This is a genomic window from Candidatus Methanoperedens sp. (assembly GCA_027460525.1).
In the GTDB taxonomy this organism is placed as follows: domain Archaea; phylum Halobacteriota; class Methanosarcinia; order Methanosarcinales; family Methanoperedenaceae; genus Methanoperedens.
Genome location: JAPZAS010000017.1, coordinates 22350 through 44903 on the forward strand (window position 1 = coordinate 22350; position 22554 = coordinate 44903).

The following is a 22554-nucleotide window of genomic DNA, read 5'->3' on the forward strand; positions in this document are numbered from 1 at the left end:
TAGCATTCGCTTGAGCCCATCTTTTAAGCAACAATTATTTCCTTATTTACCTCCTTTCCTTATCACAAGGAAGTACACAGCTACCAGAATAATTACAATTACAATTAAAACTGTATACAATGTAACTGGAGGCGCTGTTATTGGTGGCACTGTAACGGAAGGTGTGGGTGTTGGAACTCGCGTAACAGTTGCTGTTGGCGATACAGCCAGTGCTTTTGGAACTCCTACTATCGCATAGCCTGAGAATCCAGGCGTTTCTGCTTTGTAGGTTTCTGCACCTATTTTCTCGGTCTTCAGGTCTCTCCATGCACCGTCAATGAACTTCATCAGCTTGACCGATTCTGCATTATTATTCTTAAGCCAGTCATCAGGGACTTTGAACACTACATATGCATTTTCTATTTTTGAAGATGTGCCGTATCCGGATAATCCCAACCATACGTCGAAATACCTGTACACGCTGCCAGGAGCATCGGATGTGGCCAGTTTAGGTCTGTCTTTGAGGAGCTGCACTTGAGCTGTTACCCATCCTTCATTTGTCCTGGCATCAAACCCGATTCCTTTTACAATATCCAGAGTGGTGAACTTGTACACTATCGTGCCTACCGCGATATTCACATCTTCGCTTTCAGATTTCTCTATGTTGGCGAAGTTCTCGTTGGAACTGGCGCCGCCACCCCCGCTGCCTCCACCACCGCCGCCACCTGAAGGTGGTGGAGTTGGTGCTACAGTTCCGATGAGCGTGAAGGTGCTGAAGTGGGGTATAAGTGCTACCACAAAATTTTGATCCGTATTGCGCACAATTATTAACAGATTCTCAAACCTATGCGTAGTCCTGTTAAAGAATCTGACCTGTAAGCTGTTTTCACTCACACCGGCTGGCAGAGGCTTGGTATAATTAAACCTTGCCTGTATCGGTGGATCAAACCTGGCACCTTCAGGTCCAAGATCAACAATATCTCCAACTACCCTGTCGCCGCTCGAGAGTGCCACGATTGCATTTGCTGGCAGACTTTGGGTTGAATCGGTTGAAACATTTGTAAGGGGATTTCCATTTGCATCAACAGCCAGAGTTCCATTTGGAATTGTTATTGTCACGTTTCCTGATGGTGATGTAATATTGATTGTGGTATTCGTTCTATTGGTATCTGGGTCTAATGGTAATTTATTCTTAATAGCACATTCCGTAGTCCTGATACTATCAGACCCCACAATGTCCTGCCCGCTGATTGTCGTTCCTGTGAGGCTTGCCTGCGTATCACCACATTTGATGCCCGTATCCTGAGTATTAAAATGAAGCATAAGTTTGTTGGCAGGAGTTTCACTACCAACTGGCACTGCACCATCGGGCCCAAATCTTACAGTTGAAATGATTATGCTGGCAACATCAAAGCCGGGAGGTGTGTTGTTAAAGATGGTTACTTTAATTTTACCACTGCTATTCGGGTTGATGACCTTCGGGTTAATATCAATCGTGACATGGATAGCCAGTGGTGTGGGTGTGGGAGTTGGTGTTGCAGTAGGAGTGGGTGTGGGAGTTGGTATTGTAGTAGGTGTAGGTGTCGGAGTTGGTGTTGCAGTAGGTGTAGGTGTCGGAGTTGGTGTTGCAGTAGGTGTAGGTGCCGGAGTTGGTATTGCAGCGGGTGTAGGAGTCGGAGTTGGTGTTGCAGTAGGTGTAGGAGTCGGAGTTGGTGTTGCAGTTGGAACTAAAGTTATACTGCTCTGGTTGAATGCCACAGAGAGATTTGTGCTGTTAAAAACCACTGTATTGACAAGATAACTTCCCGCAGGAAGCGTGCCTGTTTTTAACGTCAGGACAGCAGATATCGAATTAACTGTAGTCCTAGTGGTATTGGATCTGGGAATTATATCTCTGAGACCATTAGCATTATTTAATATTGTACCGTTGATCGTAGCCGCCTGCGCCAGGGTCAGGCATGAACTGCAGGTGATATTTATCTTACCCACGTTATCATTAAAATCAGTTCTATTGATTATGCTGGTAACGTAGGTGTATTTTTCAATGGGAGCGGATGAGTTAAGAGTGATAGTCACGTTCAAATCATGGCCCTGTGCGGCAGCGCCTGTCCCATCTCCAACAGCGAAAGAAGAATTGAAAGGCATTACTTTAACGCCATTCCATGAAATAATCTTCTTGGGGTTGGTGCCATTGGTAACCATTATCAGATAGTTCCCAGGTTTCAGGTCCTGGTTTATAGGGCCGAAATCGCCTGCGGAATTAAGTGGTACGGTGGTGACATTGATTTCATTTTCATCCTTCGCAGTTGTCAGGAACTCATCAAATAGCTTTGAATTATTGTTCCATGTGTCTTTTAAATCATCAAAGTTAATCACAGCAATAGAAAAGTCCGAGAAAAAAGGTATACTGTAGCTTACCTGTTTGAAAGTGGACACGTTGACGACCGTATTTGCAAAAGAACTTGATGCATCTATAGTGTAACTGACCGCTGCTTTACCGCTGGGGCCTATGTAATACACCTTTTGGTTTGGTAAGTCTGTTATGCTCGGTCCAAAGTGACTGGTATTTAAAACCAGCGACCTGTTTCCGCTTACAAGAGTTTTGTTTATTGCGAATTCCAGGCTGATCGTCGGCATCGCAATATCGCTATCAATCAGTCTGACGAAATTATTTGATTTCAGAACATCATCTGTGATTGTATAGTTGCGAGCGGCAACATTGGTATAATTAAAATTTATTCCAGCGTTTGCCGGAACGACCGAAATCATTATTAAAGCCAGTATTAATAATATGGTTGATGCAGAATAACTTTTTATATTTTTTGAACTATGAACCATATCTCCGCCTATAACCTTAACTTTCATAACGTTGTTCACACATATAATATTTACCGTCATAAATATAATTATTAGTATAATGATGATGATACATGGCTGATAAAATCGTGCAGGTTACTAATCTAAGCAAGCACTATCGTGTAGGCGAAGTAGTTATTGACGCACTTCGCGGTGTTAACCTTGAGGTCGAGCAGGGCGAGTTCGTCGTGATACAGGGTCCCAGCGGTTCAGGTAAATCCACCCTGCTGCATATCATAGGCTGTGTGGACGTCCCAACATCAGGCAGCGTGAAAATTAACGGTTACGATACCACGAATTTAAGCGCCGGGCGGCTTTCAAATCTTCGACTGCACACTATCGGCTTTGTATTCCAGCATTTTTTCCTCCTGCCAACACTGACAGCGTATGAAAACATCGAACTGCCCATGCAAGAGGCGAAAATTTCGAAAGACAAAAGGAAAGAGCGGGTTTTAGCCCTGTTAGATTCGGTCGGGCTTTCAGGTCGAGCCAATCACAGACCCGGGCAATTGAGCGGCGGTGAGCAGCAGCGCGTCGCGATAGCGCGTGCACTGGCAAATGATCCTTCCCTTATTCTGGCTGATGAGCCAACTGGTGAACTTGACAGCAGCGGAGGGAGTAAGATAATTGAACTGCTAATCAATTTAAATCAAAAATACGGTAAAACCACAATCGTTGTAACACATGACGAAAATATCTCCAGAAAAGCAATGCGCATAATAAAAATCAGGGATGGATCAATAGTAACTGATGTTAGCTAAGATTGCCTTTTTAAACTTGGTGCATAGAAAATCCAGAACCTTTTTCACAGCATTAGCTATTGGTATTTCTGTGGCGACGGCTATTTTGCTTGTATCTGTTGCTGTAAGTCTGAATCAGAATAACACATCAGCTTTTGAAAAAGAGACCGATTACTGGGTTATACCATCGGGTTCAGGCGTACTTGATCCTGTAACAAATTCAGAAAAAACTATGCTGGGAAATGTTCACCAGCAAATTAATGCCATAAAATCAAATCCCGATGTGAAGAATGCAACTCCTATCTTGAGTAAAGTGATATACGCAGCCAGAAAAGAACCCAAGGTTGTACTTGGGATCGGAATCATACCTGATGGCAATATCTTCATTCCTGCAGACGCTCTATCCTCTGGTGACCCATATTACTATGGAAAAAATCGGACATTCGAAGTTGCAATAAACCAGCAGCTTTCGAACCTGCTTGGAGTTAAAAAAGGAGACTATGTATATCTGGGTGGATCTGCAAACACACTTCTGAATTCTACTCCTTTCAGGGTTACAGCAACAGTAGATTCTGCTGAATTCTCAACTGCACCAGTAGCCATGCTTCATCTTTCTGAACTCCAGGAGCTTACAGGAAATTTAAAAGGGGATAGGGCAAACCAGATAATTGTAAAAGGCGGGAATATCCAGTCCCTGCTGCAGGGATATTTTCCTGATGCTATTGTTCTTTCCGACGCAGAGTATTATGCGCACAGCATAACCGACGATAAACGGACTCTTGCGACTGCAATAGCAATTACTGCTGTTTCTTTCGTATTGGGTGTGCTATTTATATCCACAACAATGATCTTTTCAGTTAATGAGCAACAAAAAGAATTCTCTGTAATGAGAGCAATTGGTATTTCTGATAAGTCAGTCATAAAAATTGTCATGTACGAGTCTGTTATGATCTCTATCATAGGGGGCATCGTAGGCGTGGTATTGGGTTTTTCAGGGAAGTACGCTTTAAACGCTGCAACCAGTTCGTTGTTTGAAATCGACATTGTCTCATCAATAAATCCTGTGATAATCATTGCTGCTTTCTCCACAGCAGTCGTTGCAGGAATAGTTTCAGGGATAATACCTGCTCTCATGGGCAGGCGAGCAAACATAGCCAAGGTATTGGGTGGCTAAAGTGATACCGAAATTACTTTTAGACTTATTGAATAATTCTTTTCATGGATCGAGTTACAAAGTCCGTAGCGGGCTTATATTCAGGCTCCCATCCGACCTTAAGGTTGTTATTGTCATGTCTGCGCTGACCTTTGTATTCGTGCTCATGCCACCTTTAGACAGTACTGCGTTAAGAATAATATTTGGAATACCCTTAGTGCTGTTCCTTCCCGGTTATGCTTTAATAGCCGCGCTTTTTCCCGGCAAAAATGACCTTGATACTATAGAGCGCATTGCCCTCAGCTTCGGATTGAGCATAGCGATTGTTCCCCTCATCGGTCTTGCTTTGAATTTCACGCCGTAGGGCATACGCCTTGTTCCCGTTATTATCTCATTAACTGTTTTTATCTTGATAATGACATTTATCGCTCACCTCAGGCGGCTCAAGCTTCAGGAAAATATGCGGTTTGATGTAAAATTCAAAGAAATGTATCATTCACTTAAAAATGAAATATTAGTCAAAACTGAGAACCGTATTGATAAAATTTTAACTGCAGCTCTTGTTATTTCCATCGTAGCTGCTTTGATTATGCTCGCTTATGTCATCGTTACTCCAAAACAGGGTGAGAAATTCACCGAATTCTATATACTTGGCACAGGCGGCAAGGCTGAAGGTTATCCCACAAACCTGACTGCAGGAGAAATCAGCGCTGTCATCATCGGCATAGTAAACCACGAATACGAACTGTCAACTACACGCTTCGCATTAAATTAGGTGAGGATGTACTGGAAGAGCAGCAGATACGAACAGCACATAATCAAACATGGGAGCAGCAAGTCAATTTTACTCCCGTGCGTGCAGGCGATGGAATGAAACTTCAGTTCCTCCTCTACAAGAACAACAACTTTACACTGCCGTATAGAGATACCCATTTATGGGTGAATGTAAGAGGTTAACGCAGGTTGAATCTTGCGACTATGCTATTTTTACTGTGTTCAACTTGCTCTATTACGATGGTTTTTCCTGTATTTTTGGCAACTATGCACGCTATCAGACTGCAAAAAGAACACCCGATATCGCATATACGCGGCGCTTCTTTAGATACCTTATCGCATAGATTTATATAAACGGGTTCGTTGACTTTTACAGTTATAGAGCTGCCCTGCATTACCTCCACGCTTTGCGCCAGTTCAAGTCCCTCTACAAGCACATCATTTAAAGCCTGCGCCAGGTCGCTCCAATCCGCCCCTTTTTTTTCTGCCATCTGCATAAGGGAATATCCGAGCGGGATAAGTACTAAAGCAGTGCTGCTGGGTTCATCACCTGCCTGAAAAGTTCTCTGTGGAATCTTCTCAGGGATTTTATAATCAGACCTGAGAGGAAGAATAACCCTTATTTCATTATCTGCCAAAATATAAATCCCTTTTGAATATATTTGAAGCTCCTGTATGATATTGTTTATGACAATAATGCTGGAAAGGACGCTTTTCTCCATGAGATCTTCCCTGACGAACCTCTCCGGACTGAGAAAAAGAGAGATAATGCCGAGGTAAGTAGTACCAAGACCTGCGAATAAAAGGATAGAGGCAAGTGTAGTATTATTGTAAGTGAAATAAGAGAGTGCAAGAGTTATAGCCCCGAAAAATATCAATGTATACCCTGTGTTTCTATATTCATTTTTTTTTGCCAGCCCGTGCTCAGCCCTCAGCCTCTCATTCTCTCTTTCCAGCTCAATCATCCTTTTTCTCAGTAATGCGTTTTCCATCTATATACCGCCTGATTGATTATTTGTTCAGGCTTATCTCCCGGGCAAGCTTCCACAACTTTCACGCCCTTAAGCCGTTTGAATTTTTCAATTTTTTTCTGAAATCTCATGTATTCCTGGTAATGTCCCTCCAGTTCAAGTACATCGTATGCCCTGAACATAACCGACGATGTTGCTATTAAAAGAACCTTGTTTCCATAATAAGTTGCAAGGCGTATACTTTCAATCAACGGCGCATCGTATCGTTCTGTTATTATACAGATCATGGAGGGTGTCTTTGAAAAATTTATCACGCGTTTTATTGCCTGGTAAATTCCCTGCTTTTCCATAGCCTTTAAGTGTTCCGAATTCTCGACAAAAAATGGAGCAAGTAAAGAAAAAAATTCATCTTTTGACGAACTCAATTTTTGCCCAAATGCCTTTATCTCCCCCATATCCATAGCCATGGCATATGGCTTACTCTCTTTCTGTTCCAGTGAAAAAAGATTTCTCGATATTTCAAACCGTTTTTTTCCTTTTTTTATTAAAGTCTGATTCGTAATGCGGTCATGCGTAAACGTTAGCAGACCTACAGGTTGATCGTTACCTTCTGCCTGCTGAATCAGATAATTTGCCATCCTGACAGCATTGCCGAGATTGCTATCCGGGTTGGATGTCTTGCTGTGATCAACCAGAACAAACACCGGAAGCCCGATGTCTGATTCGAACTCTCTTGTAAACATGCTGTTAAGCCTCAAACTCGTTTTCCAGTCTATACGCTTGAAGTCGTCTCCCAGCATGTAATTTCTAATGTTGGCAACTTCAATGCCCATACCTTTTTGTTTTGACTTGCCTGAACCATAGAGTGAAGAAATATACTGAGCTAAAATAGATCTTTTTGATAAAACCGGTGGGTAAATGCTGACTTCTGCCCTGCTTTCAAGAGTCATGCTATGCTCAAACATGTGAAAATTGCTTCCGAGATGGATATAGGACTCTGAAAATGAATGCGTTCCGCGCTTGATTGCGCATAACCTGTAGCAGATATTATGATAGGAACTCCCAGCATCGATCTTTCTTGTCACATCTCCAGAAACAAGCGTAAAAGCGTCAGGATATACGTCTTTAAAATATATGTTTTTTAAGTTTTTAGCTTTAATTTTTAACTCCATCTTTACATCCAGAAAATTATCCTGGAACATTCTATTTTTACTGATATTTCTTATTGCATATGAATCGAATGCATCGACCGCAATCAAAAAGCTCACCAGATCAAAAAACAGAATGATAGCTATAGCAATGCCTGCTGCATAAAATAATGGGTTTGTAGTTATTAAACCCAACATCAGGAAAATAAATATAAAAACTATGGCATTTTTTCCTCTATGCTTGAGATGCATTTTTACACAACTTCCACCTGGTTTAAAATATTCTGGATAATCTCGTTTACAGTTATTCCGCCGAGTTCTGAATCAGGCGTTAAAATCAAGCGGTGCCTCAGTACAACCGGGAGTAGATATTTGACGTCGTCAGGAATAACGTATGACCTGCCACGGATTGCTGCGAAGGATTTTGATGCGTTGAGAAGCGCAATAGATGCCCTGGGACTTGCACCAATCAAAAGATCCTTGTTCTTCCTCGTATTTATAACCAGATTCCTGATGTATCGCATTACTTTCTCATCTATATACACTTTTTTCACAGCCGCTATAAGGTCGTTGATTTGCTCTGGAGCGGTCACTTTTCTTATTTCGCTCGATATTCCGTTATCTTTTCGGATGAGTATATCGAGTTCTTCCTTTTCATCAGGGTATCCCACATCGAGTTTAAACAGAAACCTGTCGATCTGCGCTTCAGGAAGTGGATACGTCCCCTCCAGGTCTATCGGGTTCTGGGTTGCGATAACCATAAAGGGCACAGGCACTCTCATGGTCGTTCCCTCAAGCGTGACCTGTCTTTCTTCCATGCATTCCAGCAGGGCGGATTGGGATTTCGGAGAGGCACGGTTGATTTCGTCTGCCAGCACAATGTTAGCAAAAACAGGACCTTTTCTGAGCTCAAAGCTCCCTGTCTTTTGATTATAGATATACGTGCCTGTGATATCCGCTGGCATTATATCAGGAGTGAACTGAATCCTCTTGAAATCACAGCCAAGCACTGAGGCAAATGTCTTGGCAATAGTTGTTTTCGCAACACCGGGATAACCCTCCATGAGAATGTTCCCCTCTGAAAGAAGGCATATTATAAGGTAATTGATAAGGTCGGTTTTTCCTATGACCACTTTGCTTACCTCATCAAAAATAGCTCTGATTGTATGCTGAACCTTTAATAATTCATTTTCCATTATTTCTCTTTCTTTAGTTTGTTTTTAAAAAGCATCAGTTTTCGCTCGCTCCATTTATGTCTTTTTAAGATATCTGAAATTATATTCTCTTCATCCAGTTCACAATAACCATGGTCATTTGTTTTATCTCTTCCGAATAGACCTATCTTGCCTCTGTTCGTATATAAAAATGCCAGAGATACTATAATACCTGCCAACAGGTATTGAGCATAAGGATCTGTCTTTATCAGGTAATCAATATTAGAAACAGGCGGCATTCGACCGCCCTCATCAAAAATTACTGTAGTTCGATTTTCCACAAATTCTCCGAGCAGACGCTTGTTCTCTTCCATCGGGAGCATGCTGTTTATAAATATACTGGGGTCGGCTATTGCTATTATCTTGCCTCTGCCATAGGGGAAATAAGCTATCACAGGATACGAACCCGGTTGCCCACGCTGTGATTCATTTTCAGAAAGCCTGCCAAACCTGCTTGTACTGGCGAGTACTTCAATTGATTTATCTGTTATTACAAGGGATGTCGGATAATTCATCGTGATGTTGCTCACGTTTCCAATGCTTGTTGCTGCTACCGGGAATGTGGAGTTCTTCCAGAAGCTTACATCATCCTGCAGGAGCATATTAGAAAATGAGACAGAAGTTGTAAATCTATTGAGAAGCTCATTTCCTGAGCCGAAATCATCCGAAAGGAGGAGTAGCCCGCCTGCTTCTACAAATTTCCTGATCGTATAAATGTCTTTTTCTGAAAAATTGCCCCTTGGCCCAAGAATGACAAATGCAGTTTCACCGGGTGCGAAGGATACAAGATCGCTGCGAACCGGCATTGCTATAACTCGATGATGTTCAGATATAAGAATTCTGATCTGCATGCCTCCATTCCAATCTGGATTGTATGTGCTGAAGTCCGCCGTGCTCTCGGAGAACCTGAAAGTGCCTATAAGTATGAGGATAGATGCGATTAACAATAATATTTTCTTATTTATTTTTTTCATTGCTTAAATTATGAATTTTTCTTAATAAATCTACAGCTTTTACAGCTTGCTCAGCATCCATCTTTCTGCTGCTGTACATGGCAGTTTCATACAGCTCGGTAAGCTTCAGGAAATCATCTGCAACTGCTGGCATGCTGCTTTTTGCAATATTGTAAAACTCCCAGTGGGTTTGTTGCGGAGCACTTTTGATTCCGGAATATGTTGAAACGCAATCTTTTGCATCTTTGTAGGAATATAAAATCGATTCTTTGAATTGTTTTTGTTCAATAAGATTTTCCAGATGTGCATAAACCTTGATTAACATATCCTGTTCCTGTACTTGCACTGCTGTCTCTTCTGGTTTTTGTTTTATTTCAGCTTCTTTCAGAGGCTCATGTGTAATTGGAGGCGTTTCTGTTTTTGTCCCACTGCCAATTCGTACTTTAATTGCTGATGCAAGAGCATCGATCCATAACGAGAGCTCTTTTCTTAAATAGAAAATAATGATTATACTAATTGCTCCAAGTATTAAAAATAATATATTCCTACTATGCTCTGGTTTAGCTATTATTTCAACGGATATTGAATTTTCAGACGGCAAGAATGGCGAATCTCCAGTGAATTTCACTGTAACAGTGTGGTTCCCCAAACTCGTATTTTTGTCAATCCAGAAGCTAAAGAAAAAATCGCCTCTGGTCACAACTGCAGCCCCCACTTCCTTTTCATCGAGGAGGGTACTTACCCTGGCATTCGGGACTTCAAGGTTCTTATCTGTTAACAGTTTCCCTGTTAGATTGAGATAATCCTGCTGATATGCAATCTTTGCCCCGGATATTATAATTGTAGTCGCTGTCTGCATCAGTGTTATTATTGTTTTATTACCGGATCGAAAGAGCGGCTGCTCTGATGGAATGAACTCGGCATTAACTACATGCTCGCCTTCAGCCATCGCCGGAACGTTGAAATTGTATTGATACAATCCTTTTTCATCGGTTTTAACATTCACAGGGGTTTTGTTATCGAGCTTTATAACAATGTCAGCATCAGTAATGCCTGATGAATTTTTCATAACCAAGCTTCCTGATAGAGTTAGGATATCGCCAAACTTGCCGCGGTCAGGGTCAGCCTTTATAGTAAGTGTGGTATTTTCAGGTATCACTTTTATTGCCGTTGTGTTGCTGGATTGAAGAAGGAGCGGGTCGGATGAAATAAAATCCAGTTTAACTATATGCTCGCCTTCAGCTATCCCTTGAATTTTGAAATCATGATCATACAACCCCTTTTCATCGGTTTTTACATTGGCAAGGGTTTTATTATCGAGCTTTATAACAATATCAGCATCAGCAACTCCTGATGAATTTCTTGCAACTAAGCTTCCTGATAGGTTCAGGATATCACCGAACTTGCCGTGGTCAGGGTTGGCTTTGATTGTAAGTGTAGTATTTGTTTGTTTAATAAAAAACGAGCCTCTGGCAGATGATTCTAATAGCGGTTCATTAACAGGAACGAAATTCACCTGCACAGGGTAAACGCCGGGTTTTTTATTTGATATTTTATATGTGAAATTGTATTTTCCATTCTTATCAGTAGAAATTTTAACGACTTCGTTATCTATTTTAATTGCCAGGCTGGCGTCCGGAACACCAGAACCATTCCCGGGCAATGTCAGGTTGCCTTTTATATATATAGCATCCCCCAGTTCGCCTCCCGGAGGAGAGACTGAAAGTAAAGTTTCAGTTTCATCGAAAAGCGTCAGCTCAACAGTTAGCCATCGCTTCTGGATCTCATTCAACGTGCTGTTAAAGGATAATAATCCATTCTGGTAAAGCGTGATATTCACGCCAGGATACTGCGCCACAGCCTCCATTATAAGTTCCTGCTGCAGGGAACTGAGATTCCCGACAATATTACTGGCTTTGAGCGCTATCTGGATTGCCCTATCAGTCTGGTTGTTCTGGTATGCGAGTTTTCCCTCTTCGTAGAGAGAGCGCAGCTGGTTAATCTGATCAGTAGTCAGGTTCAACGTATTCGCGCTTTTTTTTAGTTCTGTATAAACATCGCCATTAATTCCAATTAAAATGTTATCATTCTCTTTCAATGTTCTCAGGTAGCTCTCGAAATTTTCCTGAGCGCCTTTGATATCCCCCTTGTTCAACGAGATGAATACTCCTGACCAGTAGGACAGCAATTCGTTGATAAGCAGCACCTGCTGCGCCTGAAGGTTTGCAGTAGAAGCGGTAACATTGGCAGGATTTATATGGGAAGGAATACCTCCCGATGCTGGTATGATTACAGCGGAAATTATTAAGAAAACCAGCAGGATATTCAAGTCTTTCATAAAGGGTTACGCCCCTTTATGACGTCCCGAGTCACGCCTCGGGAGGGCGTGTCAGGGTATGGCGCACTATATCCGTCGTTTGAGAACCGAAACATCGGTTCACGCAGTATCCACGTATGCCTGCGGGCATACGTGTCTGCGAAGTAAAGCGGCGCAACGGTTTTTGATAAAACTTTCCTAATGTTCTTCATATTCACCCAATTATCTTCATCACTTTTTTTATCACTATATAGGAGAATGCTATTGCTCCTGCGAGCACAATCCATTTTAACCTCTGTTTCCATTCAGGCTTGAAGTTGAATGGTGCTGTGATTTCAACAAGCACCAGAAAGCCTATCAAATTCAGAACAAAAAAAATCTCAATATCAAGATTATTAGCTATTATTAAGAAAAACAATACTATGAACATCCATGCGGAAAGCATGTATATAAAGCGATGTTGTCTATGAATAGAGGCCATCACCAAGAGATACGACTTTTAACTATTATAACCTTCCATAATAAATATCAACAATGCCAGCGTTTAAAAATTTATGATTGCCCTGCGGAATCTTTCCTATAACAAATTTAGAACGTTCCTGTCGATCACAGGCATCGCTTTTGCAGTAATTTCAATCATACTTCTGGGATCGATAGGCAACGGGCTCATGACGACTGGTGAAAAGACCCTTGAGCGAAGCAGCATGCAGATGTGGATTACAGGAAAGACCTTTGATCTTCAGTCACAGTTTTCAGGGGGTTATGAGGGAAAGATCACTTATGCCCATAAGCTTGAGAAGGAACTTTTAAAGAACAGCAATATTAAAAGAGCGATTCCCGTGCTGACCGAGATAGTGTATGCTTACAGGGAAGGGGCAGAACCGAAAGCTGTATTCGGTCTTGGGATCGAAGAAACCAGCGGCAGTTTTGTCTCAATTCTGCAGGGGGAAGGTCTTGCAGGCGATACCCATTACAACAATGGCATCTATAGCGGTCCCTTAAAGGGGGAAATACTGCTGGACGGAAGGGCCTCCAGATTTCTGGGGGCAAATATCGGGGATACGCTGTATGTGGGAAAAACGCTGACTGAGGCCCGCAATCAGAAATTCAAGGTAGTGGGGCTTACGAATTCGTTATCAAGCTTCAGCTCCGGCCCCATGGTCGTTTTTTATCTTTCAGAACTCCAGGACATATCCGGGAACAATTATTATGATACCGTGAATCTCATAACGCTCAGGCTGAAAGACCCTTCCAGAGCCGAAGAGACACAGAAAAAATTGGAGGCACAATACCCGGATTATACCGTGAGCACAAACCTGAACCTGCTAAAGAAGATAGTCAAGCAAAATTTCCCTATCCTGGCAAGCGCAATTTCGATTGTTGCCCTGGCAGTAATCATGGGATTGATCCTGGTGGTGAACACGGTGCTTTTGTCATTGAACGAAAGGAAGAATGAGATAGGGATTTTAGCGGTGATGGGTATCAAGAGGCGTTCCATATTCATGTATGTGGGGTTTGAAGGGTTCCTGATATGCATAATAGGCGGGGTTACAGGGGTCTTGCTGAGCTTTCCTCTTGCAGGGATACTGAACATGATAGTCTATAAGATGGTGGGATTCAACAACCTCGTTCTGATCGATTATACCTATATTTACATGGGTCTTGCGGTAGCGATCTTCTCAGGACTTCTGACGAGCTTTCTTGCCGTAATGCAGATAAGCCGGATGAACAAAGCCGAGCTGCTGAGAAGCGTGTAGGACGTGTCTTTCAAACAATTAACTGCGCTGGGCAGTCCCCAGACCCCAATATTTGAGAAATAATCCAGCGCGAATATGGTGTCTGGACATTCGTCCAGAGTCAGGGATTGTGCTCTCGCCAAAAATATATCCTGTGGTAAGGGTCTATTCCCTTTAAAAGATTTAGTCCAATTCAAAACACCAAGGAGATCAGGGCAAGTTATGAAACAATAGCGATGTAGTTTTCGATCTGGAAGCGAAATAATAATCGTATCTAACAGCCGACTACAGTGATATTACAATTAAATCAAATTTTTCTTAGCTAATCGGAACTTGTTCTCTACACGTACAGTATTTTCATAATATTTTGACCCTGGTTGCATACTCGCTAAAAAAAATTGCACCGTGAAAATAATGATAATTAAAAATATGATAATCATGATTATAATCAACTATAATTTATAATAAGAAAGATTTAAATATCAATAAGGATTACCAATAGATTGGTGGAGATGCGATAACATCGTAAAATAATCTACTAACCACCATCTTCTCCAAAAAAAGAGGGGAGGTCCGCAATGAGCACACAAATAACATCGGTGGGCCCACTCAAATGGTCAGTAAAACCCTTTAGAATGAATGGAAGCTGTCAAGAGCCATATACCATGAGCAGTGCAATCACCGCAATCCTTCCGGCATTCAATGAAGAAGTTTCCATAGGCAGCGTGGTTCTTCATGCCAGGCAGCATGCACACCGCGTCATCGTGATCGACGACGGCAGCACGGACCGAACTTCCGAAATAGCAAGACTTGCGGGCGCAGAGGTGATCCGGCATCAGTTCAACAAAGGCAAGGGCGCAGCGCTTAGGACCGGCTTTGAGATAGCATCCCAGAACGGTGCGAAGGTTATTGTCACCATGGACTCTGACGGCAGGCATAATCCCGGCATGATCCCAGAAATCATCAATCCTGTTCTAAGTGGGAATTATGATATCGCAATTAGCTCAATGCCTTGCAGTAAAATATCCTCTAATAGAGAAAATCTGTTTTTCCTGAACAAAAAAAATCCCTTTAATTCGAAGACAGGGGTTTTAGCTCTTTCAACCGAGTCTTTAAAAAAAATAGATCTAACACTTCTTAACGGCTCGTCTATAAAAAACATATTGTCCCAGGCTGAAAGGAACCACCTCAAGATAAAATACTTAAATTTTGAAAATGAGCAAAGTTTCAATCAATTCAATGGATACAACATAGGGGTGGTAGTCCCGGCATACAATGAAGAACTGCTGATAGAGGAAACGATCAGGGGTATCCCGAAGTATGTTAAAAGGATATATGTTATAGACGACTGCAGCAATGACCATACCTCTGAGATCATAAAACGTATCACCGATACCAGGGTAGTCTCAGTGCGCCACGACAAGAACCGCGGCGTGGGTGCGGCCATAATCACAGGCTACAAACTGGCGCTTGAGGATGAGATGGATATCGTTGCTGTTATGGCTGGGGATAACCAGATGGACCCGGAGCAGCTTCCGCGCCTTCTGACGCCCATCATTGAGGGGCGGGCGGATTATACCAAGGGAAACAGGCTGATAAGCAAGGAATTCCGCCAGGGTATGAGCAAGTGGAGGTTCGTGGGTAATGCGATGCTTACAATGATCACGAAAATCGGGACGGGTTACTGGCATGTGATGGACCCGCAGAACGGATACACTGCAATATCCAGGCGGACACTTGAGGTGATGAACCTGGATTCCATCTATCCTTATTACGGGTATTGCAACGATATGATGATCAAACTTAATACATTCGGTATGAGAGTGGAAGACGTGGTGATGCCCGCGCGCTACGGCAAGGAGAAGTCAAAAATAAAATACAGCAGCTACATCCTGAAAGTTGCGCCGATGATCTTTCGGGGGTTCCTGTGGCGCCTTAAGACAAAGTACGTTGTGCTGGATTTCCATCCCCTGGTGTTCTTCTACACGGCGAGCATGGTGCTTCTGCCTGCAGGGGTACTTTTCAGTTCCTGGATCCTGGTCCAGAAAATGTATCACAACCCGGTCTCTCAGAACATCCCGCTCCTGGCAGTATTTATAACTCTCATGGGACTGCAGTTCCTCCTGTTCGCTATGCTTTTTGATATGCAGGCTGATAAGAGCAGGAGCGGGACGGTGTGATAGGCTAATGCCTTATTTTTCCCCCGGGAAACAGGTATTTCAAGGCGAGGAGCGTCATGATGATAAATCCTATGACTTCGGCGATGAAATCATACGAGAGACCGACTGTATAGGAATTCCTGGTCATGACAAGGAAATAATCAAACCAGTTATCAGGAGTACCCCGGGGAAAACTCCATCCCAGCAGCGGCCAGAGGAGAATAGCAGGCTCCATCCACATTTCATCTTCCAGGAGGTGCAGGAAAGAAGCGCCGGATATAAAAAGAATGCGCATGTCCCCGCGGCGCCTGTAATGATAAAATCCAGCAAGAGCCAGGAGAAGAACGAATACGAGAGTATGAGCAATAACCCGTCCGCTGGCAATGGAATAAGGAAAGAGTATCCTGCCAAGAAGCTTATCGATAATATCTGGCAGGACCGCACCGAAGGCCACATACCAGTAGTTGATCCTGCCCCGGATTCCGGGTACAAGATACCCGAGGATGAAAAAGAGTCCAAGTGTGACGCCGAGATGACCGAGCAGGAACATGATAGGTTCTATAATTTATGTTAGCTAAAAAGGTTATTCCCGAGGAGCAGATGCCCCTCGATTTCACCCTCTCAAAATCCACTCCCTCTGCTCCGTAGTGGCGCAGCGCTGCCCCACCCTGACGCTGGCGGAGTACTTCCAGGCAGAGAAACTGCCTCTGCGCTTTGCCATGATGCGCCACGACATCGACCGCAAGCCCGTTCCTCACGGCGAGGATGGACACGGAGTGCGATATACAGGCAGGATGTATAAGTTTCTATAGAATATATAACTGAGAATTCTATAAAAAGTTTGTGAGAGGAGCACTCAGGGACGATACGGATTTCCGACTCATTAGGGAATTTTATCCTCTAAATATCGTCAGAATTAAGAATTGAATATATATAGAGTCGAAACATATAATGTTAGAGGTAGTCATGACCCATACAATTGAAGCGGTTTATGAAGATAATGTATTGAAACCCATTAAACCTCTAAAAGGCCTTATGGAACATGAGAGAGTTACACTGATCATCCGTGCATATCCTGTCAAGAAAGGTCTGCGTGAAATAGCAGGAAAACTAACACATACAGAAGCTGAAGAGATGCAGAAACTTATTGATGAGGAGTTTGAGAAAATTGAAGGCGAATGGTAAGCTGGTTGTAGATACAAATGCTGTAATTGCTTACCGAGAAGGTCTCTCTTCAGTTTGCAACTGGATTGATGAAACAGATATACTTTTTTTACCCGTTGTTGTTCTGGGTGAATTGCTTTATGGTGCGATTAACAGTGCAAAACCTCAAAAGAACGAAAACGAGATAAAAATTTTCTCAGCCAATTCTGTTCTCGTACCTGTAGATGAGGGAATTGCTATTCGCTATGCTAAAGTACGTTTAAAGCTCAAGAAGGCAGGCTGTCCTATTCCTGAAAACGACATATGGGTCGCCGCAACGTGTCTATACCTTGATGCTCCGCTTCTTAGCAAAGATGCTCACTTTGACAGTATTCCTGGCCTTGATATTATTAATTGGGAGAAAGATAATGGAGATATAAAGTGAACCCAAGCATGCCAATTGCAAGGAAGCGACCCATGAATTTAGATTTTACCCTCCCTAAATTCCGCTCCCTCTGCACCTGTGTGGCGCAGCATTACCCCACCCTGACGCTGGCTGAGTACTTCCAGGCAGGGAAGCTGCCCCCGCGCTTCGCCATGATGCGCCACGACATCGACCGCAAGCCCATGAGCGCGCTCCTCACTGCGAGGGTGGAGCAGGAGCTGGGGATAAGGGCGACGTATTATTTCAGGATGAATGACACTGTTTTCCGTCCTGGGATCATGCGCGAGATAGAGGGTATGGGTCATGAGGTGGGGTACCATTACGAGGTGCTGGGGAAGGCGAATGGGGATAATGAGAAAGCCATAGAGATGTTCGGGAGGGAGTTGAAAGAGTTCAGGAAGGTATGCGATGTCAGGACGATATGCATGCACGGGAACCCGCTGTCGAAACACGATGACCGCGAACTGTGGAAATCTTACGATTTCAGGAATTTCGGGATCATCGGGGAGGCTTATTTATCAGCGGGGAAGGATGTCAGCTATTTTTCCGATACAGGACGAAGCTGGAACTCGAAGAACAATTTGAGGGACTTTATACCTGGCAGGAGAGAGGAGAGCGCGGCTGAGACTACGGATGATCTGATCGAGATAATAAAAAGCGAAAGATTTGAGAAATTGTACATTTTAACCCATCCTGAAAGGTGGGCGGCGGGCGGTATAGGGTGGGCTGCCAGTTGCCTGACGGATATGGTGTTTAATGCGGGGAAGAAGATACTAGCAGTCGCGAGATAGATAATGATAGAAATCGTATCCAAAATTAAAGATGATGAATGGAAAGATTTCTTGGATAAAAGTACCAAAGCGAGCATATACCATATGCCGGAATGGAAGATATTCTTAGAAAAGACTTTTAATTATAAATCTTATTACCTTTTTGCAAAAGATGAATGTGGAGAAATAGCCGGGTTATTGCCGCTGTTCCATGTTAAAAGTAAATTAACAGGGAACAGGTTGTGTTCTGTTCCATTTTCTCATGAATGCGGTCTTATATGCAACGAAAATAGTGTAAGAGAATTAACTAACGGAGGGTTTAATTTATTCAAAGATTTAAATGTAGATTTCCTTGAAATCAGGGATTATATCGATTCGGAGAGTTTTCAGCATCATAATATATTTTCTACATACATCTTAGAATTATCATCAAATACCGGTGAAGTATGGCAAAAATTGGATAAAGGAAGTGTCAGGTGGGCAATAAAGAGATCGCAAAAGAGCGGAGTTTCTGCAGATACAACAAAAAATATAGAGGATGTTAAAGAATTCTATGAACTGAATTGCATGACAAAAAAAGAAATAGGCGTTCCATGTCATCCATGGAAATTTTTTAAGAATTTATTCGATCTATTGAAAGATAATGTTTCCCTGTACGCCGCTAGATGTAATAATGAACTGATTGCAGGCGGAATCATGGAATACTATAAAGATACAGTACTCTATGGGTATGGCGCCGCAAACCCAAAGTACCTGGGATTGCATCCTTATAACGCTTTCATCTGGAAAAGTATTGAAGATGCATGCAGGAATGGGTATAAATATTATGATTTTGGAAGAACATCATACGATAACTCTGGATTGATTGAATTTAAAAAACGGTGGGGAACGGTCGAGAAGAAGCTGTATTATAGTTATTATCCAAAGAATTCGGGATTTTTAACCCAAAATCGAGATAATTTGAAATATCGGATAGGGACTAGAGTGATCAGAATTATGCCTATGCCGATTTATAAGACTTTTAGTGATACTATATTTGGACATTTTGGATAGGAGTTATACAATGGAAGATTATTATTGGGATACTGTCAATGAAACGAAGGTAGGGGACTATCTCACCAGAAAAGGGAGAGAATTCATTGACTCATTCTTAGAAGATAACAAAATTGGCACTTGTTTGGATGTGGCGTGTGGAAGTGGAAGGTTTAGTATTCCGATATTTCAGCATGGAATTAATATTGTGGCAGTAGATTACGATTTAGTTCCGTTAAAAAAATTAAAGGCGAAAAATGAAAGCTTATCGATCCAAATCTGTAGAGGGGATGCTAATAAACTGCCATTTAAAAAATCCAGTTTTGATTGTGTTGTTTCTATTGAAACAGTTGACTATTTGGATGCAGAAAAATTTATACGTCAATGTAATAAACTATTAAAAATAGATGGTTTTATATTATTTACTTTATCAAATAATAGTAGCTATAAAAAATATATTCAAAGGGCTTTGAGTAAGCACAGAATTTTTTATAGATATGCCTTTCATGATATCGTATCGTATTTAGAAAAAGAGGGTTTTAAAGTGGAGAGATGCATCGGATACAATTGGATTCCCTTTAAAAGGGGTTCAAACAGCAATCTGATAGCTACCTTTGAGATTTTAGAGAAAATATTAAGGTTAGAGTATTTTTCTGCGTTCAGTCCTTGGGTATTTTTCATCGCTAAGAAAACAAAGGAGTCCTATGAAAATACTTGTTGATATCGGTCATCCAGCTCATGTACATTTCTTTAAAAATATGATATGGAAATTGGAAGAAAACGGGCATGAAATTTTAATTACAAGCAGAGATAAAGATGTCGCTTTAAAACTTTTGGATATCTATAAATTCAAATATAAATGCGTTGGCAGATACAGGAAAAATGCAATATTTAAGATTATTGATTTATTAAATATCAATTATAATATATATATAAATTCTAATATGTTTAAACCAGATTTGATCTTAGGCTTTGGCTCAATTAATGCTGCACATGCATCATTTCTTATAAGAAGACCATGTATTATTTTTGATGATGATGAATACTCTTATAAATTTTATAAACCGTTTGCCAAAATAATATGCACGACTCACACTTTTAAAGTCGATTTAGGCAAAAAACATATTAAATTCAATGGATATAAAGAACTTGCTTACCTGCATCCCCTATATTTCAAACCAAATCCTGATTTTTTAAAAGAACTTGGATTAGATAAAAAGGACGATTTTATAATAATGAGATTTGTGGGATGGACTGCTCATCATGATACAGGAAAAAGTAGTTTAGACTTTCAACAAAAGAGATTTTTTGTAAAGGAATTGGAAAAATATGCCCGTGTTTTTATTTCGACCGAAACTGATTTGCCGCCAGAGTTAGAAGAATATAAAATTATAATATCGCCAGAAAAAATTCATGATTTGCTCTATTATGCTAAAATGCTTATAAGTGACTCGCAGACAATGACGACTGAAGCTGCTATTCTGGGAACTCCGGCTATTAGATGTAATTCCTGGGTTGGAAAAGATGATATGTTAAACTTCATAGAACTTGAGCAAAAATATGGTCTAATATTCAATTACAGCGACCCAGATAAAGCGTTTGAAAAAGCAATTGAGATTCTTCAAAAGCCAAATCTAAAAGAAGAGTGGAGTAAGAAAAGCGATAGATTACTAAAGGACAAAATTGATGTTACTGCCTTCATGGTCAAGCTTGTTGAGGATTATCCTAAAAATTATTCGCATAATAAACAAGAACCAGAGATACAATGAGGTTATTTTAGGGGAACCAAAATGTTTCATAAACAATTATTCATATTAGCGCATCAAGTTGGAGATAAAAATTTTTATCCGACATATAAAAAATTGATCCAAAATCAATGGAAATCTTATGAAGAGTTAAAGGAAGAACAGGAAAAGCAGTTACGACATTTGATTAATTTTGTATATCGGAATGTGCCATATTACCATAAATTATTCGATTGTTTGAAATTGAGCCCAGATGATGTTATAAAAATAGAGGATTTGGAAAAACTTCCAATCCTTACCAAATCTATCATCAAAGAGAACTGGGATGCTTTCAAACCAATCAATCTAAACAAAATGAAATACCATGCACAATCAACAGGTGGTTCTACAGGAAATCCTTTGCAATATAGGTTATTAAAATATGATCGTTTTCTTGCAGGCGCATTACTTTATCGAGGGTGGGGATATGCAGATTATGAACTTGGTGATAAAATGGTTTTTTTGGCAGGAACTTCTTTGGATGTGGGGTCGAAACCGTTTGCCATTAAAAAAATTCATGAGATTGCAAGAAATTTAAAAAAGTTATCTGCGTTTGATATGGGCAATGCTGATATGAAAATATATGCAGATATAATTAACTCATTTAAACCAAATTTTATGAGGGGATATGCATCATCAATTGATTTTTTTGCCAAATATATTGAAGAAATGGATATTAAAATATATCACCCTTCTGCAATATTCACAACGGCTGAAAAGTTATATCCTCACATGAAACAAAGAATTGGCAACGCTTTTGGTTGTGAAGTTTATGATGGTTATGGCTTGAATGATGGGGGAGTTAGTGCTTATGAATGTAAGGAACATTGTGGATTGCATATTGATGCCGAAAGAAGCATTATGGAAATTGTTTCTGATGAGGGGGATCAAGTAAGTTGCGGTGAAGGTAAAATATTGGCAACGTCGCTTTATAATTATGCGATGCCATTTATTCGATATGAGACAGGTGATTTAGGGGAGATCACAGATGATGTTTGTGCTTGCGGGCGACATACTAAAATATTAAAAAAGATTGTCGGCAGAGATAAAGAATTATTAATAACACCAACTGGTAAATATGTTCATGGGGCGGCATTTTATAATGATATAATTGGTGAGTTTAAAGAGGCTAATAACATTATTGAGTGCCAGATTATTCAAAGTAAAAAAGAATCTATTATATTTAATATGATTTGCAATAATAATTTTAATGCAACGCAATTACAAAATATTCAAAATATTGTTAAAAAAAGAAGTGAAGGTTGGGACGTTGAATTTAGGGTTGTTGATAAAATTGAGAGGACGAAGGCTGGAAAATATAAGTTCATAATTTCAAAGTTGGTTTGATGGAAAATAAGTACTGGTGGTATGATGTCAGAT

At 41.1% G+C, this 22554-nt stretch carries 19 protein-coding genes and 1 pseudogene; 12 read left to right on the plus strand and 8 right to left on the minus strand.

The features are described 5' to 3' along the window. Positions 1-42: 42 nt before the first annotated feature. Positions 43-2844 (minus strand): PGF-pre-PGF domain-containing protein, encoded by a 2802-nt coding sequence (locus O8C68_06645; protein ID MCZ7395481.1) that lies wholly within the window; start codon positions 2842-2844, stop codon positions 43-45. 65 nt (positions 2845-2909) lie between these two features. On the opposite strand from O8C68_06645, the gene O8C68_06650 reads away from it, so the two are divergent. The 3 genes and pseudogenes from O8C68_06650 (at position 2910) to O8C68_06660 (ending at position 5685) form a co-directional block, all read left to right on the plus strand. After that, entirely contained in the window at positions 2910-3596 is a 687-nt protein-coding gene (locus O8C68_06650; protein ID MCZ7395482.1) for an ABC transporter ATP-binding protein, read from the plus strand. Then, positions 3586-4749: an FtsX-like permease family protein gene (locus tag O8C68_06655; protein ID MCZ7395483.1), complete on the plus strand. Its 1164-nt coding sequence runs from the start codon at positions 3586-3588 to the stop codon at positions 4747-4749. Before O8C68_06650 ends, O8C68_06655 begins: the two co-directional genes overlap by 11 nt. 115 nt (positions 4750-4864) lie before the next feature. Continuing rightward, positions 4865-5685: pseudogene (locus O8C68_06660) on the plus strand (DUF1616 domain-containing protein). On the opposite strand, the gene O8C68_06665 reads toward O8C68_06660, so the two are convergent. The 6 genes from O8C68_06665 to O8C68_06690 all read right to left on the minus strand — a co-directional run bounded on the left by O8C68_06665 (position 5682) and on the right by O8C68_06690 (position 12550). Then, positions 5682-6494, minus strand: coding sequence for a hypothetical protein (locus tag O8C68_06665; GenBank protein ID MCZ7395484.1), 813 nt, complete (start codon positions 6492-6494; stop codon positions 5682-5684). The pseudogene O8C68_06660 and the gene O8C68_06665 overlap by 4 nt on opposite strands. Continuing rightward, entirely contained in the window at positions 6476-7873 is a 1398-nt protein-coding gene (locus O8C68_06670) for a DUF58 domain-containing protein (GenBank protein MCZ7395485.1), read from the minus strand. Before O8C68_06670 ends, O8C68_06665 begins: the two co-directional genes overlap by 19 nt. A gap of 2 nt (positions 7874-7875) precedes the next feature. Next, positions 7876-8817: a MoxR family ATPase gene (locus O8C68_06675; GenBank protein MCZ7395486.1), complete on the minus strand. Its 942-nt coding sequence runs from the start codon at positions 8815-8817 to the stop codon at positions 7876-7878. After that, positions 8817-9809 (minus strand): DUF4350 domain-containing protein, encoded by a 993-nt coding sequence (locus O8C68_06680; protein MCZ7395487.1) that lies wholly within the window; start codon positions 9807-9809, stop codon positions 8817-8819. The genes O8C68_06675 and O8C68_06680 overlap by 1 nt, the downstream gene beginning before the upstream one ends. Beyond that, a complete protein-coding gene (locus O8C68_06685; GenBank protein ID MCZ7395488.1) occupies positions 9793-12126 on the minus strand; it encodes a DUF4129 domain-containing protein in 2334 nt (777 codons plus the stop codon). Before O8C68_06685 ends, O8C68_06680 begins: the two co-directional genes overlap by 17 nt. A gap of 193 nt (positions 12127-12319) precedes the next feature. Then, complete coding sequence (locus O8C68_06690) at positions 12320-12550, minus strand: hypothetical protein (GenBank protein ID MCZ7395489.1); 231 nt, start codon at positions 12548-12550, stop codon at positions 12320-12322. A 109-nt stretch (positions 12551-12659) separates the two neighbouring features. Between O8C68_06690 and O8C68_06695 the strand changes: the two genes are divergently transcribed. After that, positions 12660-13862 carry an ABC transporter permease gene (locus O8C68_06695; GenBank protein MCZ7395490.1) on the plus strand — a complete coding sequence of 401 codons (1203 nt, stop codon included), beginning with the start codon at positions 12660-12662 and terminating at the stop codon, positions 13860-13862. Positions 13863-14419: 557 nt separating this feature from the next. Beyond that, positions 14420-16021 carry a glycosyltransferase family 2 protein gene (locus O8C68_06700; protein ID MCZ7395491.1) on the plus strand — a complete coding sequence of 534 codons (1602 nt, stop codon included), beginning with the start codon at positions 14420-14422 and terminating at the stop codon, positions 16019-16021. A 4-nt stretch (positions 16022-16025) separates the two neighbouring features. Here the strand turns inward: O8C68_06700 and O8C68_06705 are convergent, their stop codons facing one another. Further along, positions 16026-16550, minus strand: a complete 525-nt coding sequence (locus O8C68_06705) for a metal-dependent hydrolase (GenBank protein ID MCZ7395492.1) — start codon at positions 16548-16550, stop codon at positions 16026-16028. Between the two features lie 416 nt (positions 16551-16966). Here O8C68_06705 and O8C68_06710 point away from each other — a divergent pair, with 416 nt between their 5' ends. The 7 genes from O8C68_06710 to O8C68_06740 are packed head-to-tail and all read left to right on the plus strand — an operon-like array spanning position 16967 to position 22521. Beyond that, positions 16967-17185, plus strand: coding sequence for an antitoxin family protein (locus O8C68_06710; GenBank protein MCZ7395493.1), 219 nt, complete (start codon positions 16967-16969; stop codon positions 17183-17185). Then, positions 17160-17588, plus strand: coding sequence for a type II toxin-antitoxin system VapC family toxin (locus tag O8C68_06715; protein ID MCZ7395494.1), 429 nt, complete (start codon positions 17160-17162; stop codon positions 17586-17588). Before O8C68_06710 ends, O8C68_06715 begins: the two co-directional genes overlap by 26 nt. Positions 17589-17596: 8 nt before the next feature. Then, positions 17597-18379: a hypothetical protein gene (locus tag O8C68_06720; protein MCZ7395495.1), complete on the plus strand. Its 783-nt coding sequence runs from the start codon at positions 17597-17599 to the stop codon at positions 18377-18379. Between the two features lie 3 nt (positions 18380-18382). Beyond that, on the plus strand, positions 18383-19411 hold the full coding sequence (locus O8C68_06725; protein MCZ7395496.1) for a GNAT family N-acetyltransferase: 1029 nt from the start codon (positions 18383-18385) through the stop codon (positions 19409-19411). 10 nt (positions 19412-19421) lie between these two features. Continuing rightward, a complete protein-coding gene (locus O8C68_06730) occupies positions 19422-20111 on the plus strand; it encodes a class I SAM-dependent methyltransferase (GenBank protein MCZ7395497.1) in 690 nt (229 codons plus the stop codon). Continuing rightward, the gene (locus O8C68_06735) at positions 20095-21159 is read left to right on the plus strand and encodes a DUF354 domain-containing protein (protein ID MCZ7395498.1); all 1065 of its coding nucleotides are present in this window, start codon (positions 20095-20097) and stop codon (positions 21157-21159) included. Before O8C68_06730 ends, O8C68_06735 begins: the two co-directional genes overlap by 17 nt. 21 nt (positions 21160-21180) lie before the next feature. After that, positions 21181-22521: a phenylacetate--CoA ligase family protein gene (locus O8C68_06740; GenBank protein ID MCZ7395499.1), complete on the plus strand. Its 1341-nt coding sequence runs from the start codon at positions 21181-21183 to the stop codon at positions 22519-22521. The last annotated feature ends 33 nt before the right edge of the window (positions 22522-22554 follow it).

What these genes read in the sequence shown, in the direction of transcription:
- O8C68_06730 (MCZ7395497.1), top strand. Translation starts at nt 19,422, where the DNA reads ATGGAAGATTATTATTGGGATACTGTCAATGAAACGAAGGTAGGGGAC.
- O8C68_06720 (MCZ7395495.1), top strand. Translation starts at nt 17,597, where the DNA reads ATGCCAATTGCAAGGAAGCGACCCATGAATTTAGATTTTACCCTCCCT.
- O8C68_06650 (MCZ7395482.1), top strand. Translation starts at nt 2,910, where the DNA reads ATGGCTGATAAAATCGTGCAGGTTACTAATCTAAGCAAGCACTATCGT.
- O8C68_06725 (MCZ7395496.1), top strand. Translation starts at nt 18,383, where the DNA reads ATGATAGAAATCGTATCCAAAATTAAAGATGATGAATGGAAAGATTTC.
- O8C68_06670 (MCZ7395485.1), bottom strand. Translation starts at nt 7,873, where the DNA reads ATGCATCTCAAGCATAGAGGAAAAAATGCCATAGTTTTTATATTTATT.
- O8C68_06665 (MCZ7395484.1), bottom strand. Translation starts at nt 6,494, where the DNA reads ATGGAAAACGCATTACTGAGAAAAAGGATGATTGAGCTGGAAAGAGAG.
- O8C68_06710 (MCZ7395493.1), top strand. Translation starts at nt 16,967, where the DNA reads ATGACCCATACAATTGAAGCGGTTTATGAAGATAATGTATTGAAACCC.
- O8C68_06680 (MCZ7395487.1), bottom strand. Translation starts at nt 9,809, where the DNA reads ATGAAAAAAATAAATAAGAAAATATTATTGTTAATCGCATCTATCCTC.
- O8C68_06735 (MCZ7395498.1), top strand. Translation starts at nt 20,095, where the DNA reads ATGAAAATACTTGTTGATATCGGTCATCCAGCTCATGTACATTTCTTT.
- O8C68_06740 (MCZ7395499.1), top strand. Translation starts at nt 21,181, where the DNA reads ATGTTTCATAAACAATTATTCATATTAGCGCATCAAGTTGGAGATAAA.
- O8C68_06700 (MCZ7395491.1), top strand. Translation starts at nt 14,420, where the DNA reads ATGAGCACACAAATAACATCGGTGGGCCCACTCAAATGGTCAGTAAAA.
- O8C68_06645 (MCZ7395481.1), bottom strand. Translation starts at nt 2,844, where the DNA reads ATGAAAGTTAAGGTTATAGGCGGAGATATGGTTCATAGTTCAAAAAAT.
- O8C68_06675 (MCZ7395486.1), bottom strand. Translation starts at nt 8,817, where the DNA reads ATGGAAAATGAATTATTAAAGGTTCAGCATACAATCAGAGCTATTTTT.
- O8C68_06690 (MCZ7395489.1), bottom strand. Translation starts at nt 12,550, where the DNA reads ATGCTTTCCGCATGGATGTTCATAGTATTGTTTTTCTTAATAATAGCT.
- O8C68_06655 (MCZ7395483.1), top strand. Translation starts at nt 3,586, where the DNA reads ATGTTAGCTAAGATTGCCTTTTTAAACTTGGTGCATAGAAAATCCAGA.
- O8C68_06695 (MCZ7395490.1), top strand. Translation starts at nt 12,660, where the DNA reads ATGATTGCCCTGCGGAATCTTTCCTATAACAAATTTAGAACGTTCCTG.
- O8C68_06685 (MCZ7395488.1), bottom strand. Translation starts at nt 12,126, where the DNA reads ATGAAAGACTTGAATATCCTGCTGGTTTTCTTAATAATTTCCGCTGTA.
- O8C68_06705 (MCZ7395492.1), bottom strand. Translation starts at nt 16,550, where the DNA reads ATGTTCCTGCTCGGTCATCTCGGCGTCACACTTGGACTCTTTTTCATC.